This is a genomic window from Micrococcus sp. KRD077, from assembly GCF_017168505.1.
Taxonomy (GTDB): domain Bacteria; phylum Actinomycetota; class Actinomycetes; order Actinomycetales; family Micrococcaceae; genus Micrococcus; species Micrococcus luteus.
Genome location: NZ_JABFAZ010000110.1, coordinates 1 through 5929, shown reverse-complemented (window position 1 = coordinate 5929; position 5929 = coordinate 1). Strand labels below are relative to the sequence as shown.

7 protein-coding genes are annotated in these 5929 nt (G+C 72.8%); all 7 read right to left on the bottom strand.

Annotated features, from left to right (window positions below; translation table 11 throughout):
• Nucleotides 1–82 precede the first annotated feature (82 nt).
• The gene (locus tag J1M39_RS12115; RefSeq protein WP_031943847.1) at nt 83–862 is read right to left on the bottom strand and encodes a hypothetical protein; all 780 of its coding nucleotides are present in this window, start codon (nt 860–862) and stop codon (nt 83–85) included.
• Nucleotides 855–2624 carry a hypothetical protein gene (locus J1M39_RS12110; protein ID WP_069941614.1) on the bottom strand — a complete coding sequence of 590 codons (1770 nt, stop codon included), beginning with the start codon at nt 2622–2624 and terminating at the stop codon, nt 855–857. The genes J1M39_RS12115 and J1M39_RS12110 overlap by 8 nt, the downstream gene beginning before the upstream one ends.
• A 45-nt stretch (nt 2625–2669) precedes the next feature.
• On the bottom strand, nt 2670–2873 hold the full coding sequence (locus J1M39_RS12105) for a hypothetical protein (protein WP_061867632.1): 204 nt from the start codon (nt 2871–2873) through the stop codon (nt 2670–2672).
• On the bottom strand, nt 2863–3711 hold the full coding sequence (locus J1M39_RS12100; RefSeq protein WP_069941615.1) for a glutaredoxin family protein: 849 nt from the start codon (nt 3709–3711) through the stop codon (nt 2863–2865). Before J1M39_RS12100 ends, J1M39_RS12105 begins: the two co-directional genes overlap by 11 nt.
• 94 nt (nt 3712–3805) lie before the next feature.
• Nucleotides 3806–4360, bottom strand: a complete 555-nt coding sequence (locus J1M39_RS12095) for a hypothetical protein (protein ID WP_069941616.1) — start codon at nt 4358–4360, stop codon at nt 3806–3808.
• A gap of 4 nt (nt 4361–4364) precedes the next feature.
• The gene (locus tag J1M39_RS12090) at nt 4365–5000 is read right to left on the bottom strand and encodes a prepilin peptidase (RefSeq protein ID WP_141724186.1); all 636 of its coding nucleotides are present in this window, start codon (nt 4998–5000) and stop codon (nt 4365–4367) included.
• Nucleotides 4981–5929: AfsR/SARP family transcriptional regulator (locus J1M39_RS12085; protein WP_206496852.1), on the bottom strand; the 949-nt coding region annotated here is incomplete at its 5' end. The genes J1M39_RS12090 and J1M39_RS12085, both read right to left, overlap by 20 nt.

Genomic DNA, 5929 nt, shown 5'->3' with positions numbered 1-5929 from the left:
GGCCGGTAGGGGCCCTGGTGGGCGTGGGGGTCCAGGGCCTCGCCCCACCGGCGTGCCGGCGGGGCCGGCTTCTCGTGCTGATTCATCCCCATCGGGTGCGTCCTCCTCGTCGTCCCCACCGGCGGGCGCCGGCCTCGTCCTGGGCCACGCGCTCCTCCTTGGAGCGCACGGCGTTGAAGCTGGTCACGGACAGCCCCACCAGCTGGCCCTGCGTGACGGCGTCGCGGGCGTAGCGGTCGCCCATCTGGGAGGCGATCCAGCCGCCCATGTCCCCGCCGTTGCGGTCGCGCACGTCGGAGACGACGTCGGCGGCCAGGTAGCCGCCCTTGGAGCCGACGTCGAAGGTGCGGGTGCGGCCGCCGCCGATGTCCACGGTGGCGCGGATGTGCACGCGCTTGTCCTGGTGGCGGGCGCCGCGGGCGACGTTGACGATGGACATGCGGGCCGCGTGCAGGCCGGCCCCGCGCTCGGGCGATCCGACGGTCTTGGGCAGCTGGATCCGCACGATGCGGTTGCCGTCGGGCAGGTGGGTGGTCGTGGTGGAGTGGCGGGTCAGGGAGGGCCCGCGCCGGGTGTCCTTGGGGACCACGGTGGGCTTCTTGGCACCTCGCTTGGCTCGCACGGGCACGATCTTGCCGGCGGCGTTGCGCCGACGTCGGGGTGCCTTGGAGACGGCGCCGGTCTCGTGTAGCTCGGTCAGCGCGTCCCGGTAGGACTCGCCCGAGGTCTCCCCGCGGGCGATCTTCTGCATCATGCGCGGGGAGCGGTTCATGGCCGCGCCGAGTTCGGCCCAGGTGAGTCCGTAGGCCGAGCGCACCCGGGTGACGAGCTCGGCGGGGCTCAGCTGTGCCGGGTCACTCACCGTCGGCCTCCTGCTCGTCGTCGCCGGGCAGGTAGTCCGTCCCGTCGACGGGGGCGGCCTGCATCTCGTATTCGGAGTAGGCGGCGTCCACGCCCAGGCGCGCGGCCTTGGCACGCAGCCTGTTGCGGGCGGTCTCGTCGGCGGGAATCTTCAGCGGTCCGGGGACGTAGCCCTGGAGGCGCATGCGTCCCACCCGGCCGTCATCGCCGCCGCCACGCTCCTCGGTCAGGGACCAAGCGGGGACCTCGGTGGTGTAGATCGCGTCGCCGCGCACGCCCAGCAGGGTGTGGGCCGGCACGTGCAGGGCCCCGCCCTGGAGGCCACCGGCCATGGGTCCGGAGAGCATGCGCGCCCGGGCCCGGCCCCAGACCTGCACGGCGAACTCGGGGTGGTAGTAGCGCTGAGCCTGGCCGTCGAAGCGCGGCTTGGTGGTCCAGATGAAGGCCTTGCCGTGCTGCTTGACGTCGGGGGCGTTGGCCGGGACCTCCTTGGGGTCGAAGGTGATGTGGGTCTGCACGCGCCCGCGGGCCGCGAAGTTGCCGATCGTGTTGATCAGGATCGAACGCAGTGCCGCGGAGACGGCGGTCTTGATGATCTCGTCCATCAGCGGGTCGCCGGCGACGGCGGCGCGAGCCTTGACCAGGTTGTCCTTCCAGGTGTCCAGCGGGCGTGCACGCACGCGCCGGTCGCGGTCGCGGGCGCCGGGGACATCGGTGGTGAACGCGACGGACTCGATGGGGTCCAGCTGCCAGCCGTGGCGGGCGGCGACGAAGAACTCGGCGGCGTCGATCCAGGCGCTCCCGGTGGCGCCGGGGCGGTTGGGCCAGTACCAGCCCTCGGAAGCCTTCTCGTGCTGGACGCCGATCAGGCCGATGTGGTCCCAGGTGTCGGGGACCTTGAACTGCACGTGCACGCGAGCGCGGGCGTAGGGGTTCTCCCGGAGCATGTCCGCGGTGTCGTCGCGGCGCAGCCGGTACCCGGGGCCGATGCCCAGCTCACTGCACATGGCTCCGTACATGAAGCGGCCGTCGACGTAGGCGAAGCCGTCGATCTTGGGGGTCTTCGCCGGGTCGTGCAGGGGGATGCAGTCCGGGTGAGTGTCCGAGGAGGATCCGGCCACGAGGTGCTCGACGTGGTGCTGGCCGGAGGTGCGGTGCAGCTCCTCGGCGATGTCCTCGGTCAGCGGGTACGGCTCGAGGTTCTTCGGCAGGGTCAGGGCCCAGAGGTTGGCGCCGGTGGCGGTGGGGCTGTCCATGAGCTTGGCTCCGCGGAAGTGCGCACCGATGATGCCTTCGGTGGCCTGCCAGGCCAGGCGGGCCTGATCCGGGCTCAGCGGGGCGTCGCCGAACCACCCGGAGACGAACTGCACCAGCATGCGCTTGCCGGTCTGGCGGTGCTCGAAACGGCCGGTGGCCGGGGAGCCGAGGTTGTGTCCTCCGTCGATCCAGCCGGGAGTCTGCACCAGCAGCCAGTGGCGCTTGCCCGGCGTGGCCACCGGGGTCTTGCCCGTGAAGAAGATCCGGTCCACACCGACGGCGGCCGCAGTGTCGAGCATGTCGGTGAGGTTCGGGTTCTTCCGACGGGGGCCGATCTTCGGCGGCACCGCCTGCCCGTTGTCCAACACGCCCCGGCCCGTGGTGTAGTCCGCCCACAGGTTCTTGCGGGCGGCGAGGTTGCGGTAGGCCACGGGGCGGAACGTGGTGGGGGTGTTGTCGCGCAGGCCAGCGCGCCCTCCGGGACGCTCGCGGTTGGAGTAGGCCATGGGGACCTCCGGTCGATCTGACAGTTAGGGCAACCCTACATTGCGCTAAGCCTCCTCGGTAGGGAGCAGGTCCAGCGCGTCGAGCTGGCCGGGCAGCACCGCAGGCGGGGACGTGTCGTGGAGATCGTCGGTGTCGCCGTCCGGGGTCGGTTGGCCGGCGTGGGCCAGCAGGGCGAGCTCGGCGGCCAGGGTGTGGGCGCCGCAGTGGCGGCTGCGGTGGCGGGCCAGGCGGCGACGGTCACCTGGCATGGGCCATCTCCGTCTCCAGGGAGCTGCGCCAGAGCGAGGTGTGCACCACGGTGGAGCCGGCGGCCATGATCTGGCCCAGGTGGTGGGCGATGCCGCGGCAGGAGACGGACAGGTGGATGCCGACGGAGCGGCCCAGGCGGTGGATGCCCAGCAGGAGGTTCTCGGCGACGTCAGCCTCGTGTTCCCCGGCCGGGGCGAGGTCGGCCCAGCGCTGGCGCAGATGGGCGTAGTCGTCCAGGACGAGCACGATGGGCTGGAAGGGCTCGGGGTGCTCCTTGGCGAGGGAGGCGACCTCCACCAGGTGGTAGCGCTCGCGCATCAGCTCGCTGGCGGCACGGATTCGCTCGAGCTGGTCGCTGACGTCGGCGGTGACCACCTGCGCATACCGATGGTCCTCGACCTTGTCCAGCTCCCCGGGCAGGCCCAGGCCCCAGGCCTGCCAGCCCACGGAGACCGCGGTCTCCATGATCCCGCGCTGGATCACGCTCTTGCCGCTGTCGCGGTCGCCGATGATCAGCAGGTGACCCTGGCGGGGGTCCCAGAGCACGTGCTCGCCGGCCTCGACGGGGCCCACGTCGATCGTGGCCTGCACGTCGGCGGCCGGCGCGGCCTCCGGGGCCGGGGAGGCGTAGCGGTCGGGGAGGTATCCGTGCCAGTGCTCCCCGGTTGCCTCGTCCACGGTGACCGGCGCGCTGGAGTAGCCCATCTTGCGCAGCTTCTCGACGGCCGCGGGGTCCTGGGAGACGTCGACGAGGGTGTGCGGGATCTTGTGGGCGCGCAGGTGGGCCTTCACGGTCATGCAGGGGCCGCAGCCGGGGCTGGTGTAGATCGTGTACATGGGTGCTCCTCGGTCGGAGATGGCCGGGGCCGTGGCCGGCCCTCACTTCCCATAAGGCCGGCATCCGGCGCTGATGTCCCTCCCCGTTCCGGGGTCAGCTTTCATGCGCCGGGTGCAGCAGCAACGCGTCGGCGGGGATCGTCGAGGTGTGCTCGAGGTGCCCGACCTCGAGGCCGGCGGCCAGCAGGGCCTGGACCGCGGGGTGGTCCTCGGCTAGGTCCTGGAGGAGGACCAGGGGGACGTGTCGCGGAGATGCGGGCGGCGCCGCTTCCTCGGCCGGCGCGGCCGGCAGCGGCGACTCCGTCGCACCATCCGCGGCGAGGGTGCCTTCTGGCTCGGCTTCTGGCGTGGGTTGTGGCGTGGAGTCCAGGCCGGCCTTCCGTTGCAGGCGGGCGAGGTCGGCGTGGCGGGCCGGGGGCAGCTTGGCGGTCTCGAGCAGCTCGAGGGCGCTGGTGAGTCCGGTGTGGTCGCCGCTGGCGAGCCAGGTGGCCACGATCAGGCCCACGCGACCGGCCTTGCCGGAGTCGTGGCCGGGGTCGCCGGGAACAGGGTGGGCCGCGGTGAGGTCGTCGAGCTGGGCGTGCTTGAGCCCGGCGGTGAGCAGGCCGGTCAGCGCACGGCGGTCGCGGGCGGAGAAGGTGCGGGGCACCTGGTCAGGATGCCAGGTAGCCCAGGACGGCGAGCAAGGCGAGCACGTGCCCGGCGACGAGGTACGGGGCCATGGGCACGCGGGTCTTGCGCTGGCCGCGCAGCAGGGCCGGGACCGCGCCGAACAGGGCGGCGAGCACGTAGCTGGCCAGGATGGCCAGCACCCAGGCACCGGGGCCGTGGACACCGATGGCCAGGGCGGCCACGGTGACGAGCTTGACGTCGCCCATGCCGGTGCCGCCGATCAGGTGCATCACCATCAGCACGACGGCGGCGATCACGGTGACCACCAGCCCCTGGAGGGCCCAGGCGCCGTATCCGGTGACCAGCAGCCCCACCGCGGCGCCGAGGTTGATGGCGCCCAGGGCGGCCACGGCCCAGTTCGGGATGAGCCGGTGGGCCCGGTCCACGCGCGCCATGTAGATGCCCAGGCAGGCCAGGGCGATCAGGGCGAGCGCGGCGTGGACCATGAGCACGGGCAGCCCGGCGACCGCGGCGCCGGCGATGCCCAGCAGGGCAGCCAGGGCCCCGCCGGGGCCGATCAGGGTGCGCACCGTCCGCGGCGGCACCGTGTAGGGCGCCGGCGCGGGGTCGGTGGCCGCGGGGGACGTGTCGTGGAGATCAGGCGACACGGTAGCCATGGGCCCGCAGCTCCTCGATCAGGGCGGTGGTCTCCACCTCGGGCTCGAGGTCCTCCTCGAAGGACTCGAGGTAGGAGTAGAGCTTCTCGATCAGGCGGGTGACCTCGGTGTGGTTGCCGGCGGCGGCCTCGGTGACCAGAGCGTCGCGCCAGGCGGCCTCGTTGGCGGGGTCGATCGCGCGGCCGACGCGGGCGGCCAGCTGGGCGTGCTCGCGGTGGCCGGCGGCCAGGGAGCGGGCCACGAGCTCGTGGGCGGCGTCGCAGATGGTCTGGACCATCTCCTGGACCAGGGTCTCGGTCCAGGCGACGTTGGAGGCCTTGGCGTGCTCGAAGGGCACTCCCCTCACCAGACGCATGGCGGCGACCAGGGCGGGGGTGGAGGCCTTCACGGGGTCATCGCCGATCAGGGACTGCACGACCTGCCAGTCGGTGAGCACGTCCTCGTGGACGCGGTAGCCCTCGCTGCCCACGGCGGGCAGGTAGGGGGTGCCGTCCGCGGCCTGGCCGAGCAGGCGGCGGGTCTGGCCGGTGAGCTTGTTGCGGTTGCTGGAGGCGGACTTGCCGTCGGAGCGCTGGGTGGGCCAGAACGCGGCGTGGACGGCCTCGGCGCTCGCGCCGGGGTGCAGGGCCAGGTAGGCGGCCAGGGCGACGCAGCGGGCGGTCTGGGTCGTCGAGACCTCGCCGGTGGCCGCGGTGACGGGGGCCTGGCCCTGGGCGCCGACGAGCTTGAGCTCGCCGAGCATCAGGATCATCGGGGCCTGGGTGGTGGCCTGCTCCAGCAGGTGTGCGGCGTCCAGGTCGATCTGCTTCTGCGGGTCGGTCGAGGCCAGCTGCTCGGGGGCGGCGTCCTTCTCGTCCTCGTCCTCCGCGGGGGACGTGTCGTGGAGATCGGTGGCCGCCTCCTGCTGCGCCGGCTCGGCGGTCGCGGCC

Coding starts and splice junctions, on each gene's coding strand:
- J1M39_RS12110 (WP_069941614.1), bottom strand. CDS start 2,624: ATGGCCTACTCCAACCGCGAGCGTCCCGGAGGGCGCGCTGGCCTGCGC.
- J1M39_RS12105 (WP_061867632.1), bottom strand. CDS start 2,873: ATGCCAGGTGACCGTCGCCGCCTGGCCCGCCACCGCAGCCGCCACTGC.
- J1M39_RS12100 (WP_069941615.1), bottom strand. CDS start 3,711: ATGTACACGATCTACACCAGCCCCGGCTGCGGCCCCTGCATGACCGTG.
- J1M39_RS12090 (WP_141724186.1), bottom strand. CDS start 5,000: ATGGCTACCGTGTCGCCTGATCTCCACGACACGTCCCCCGCGGCCACC.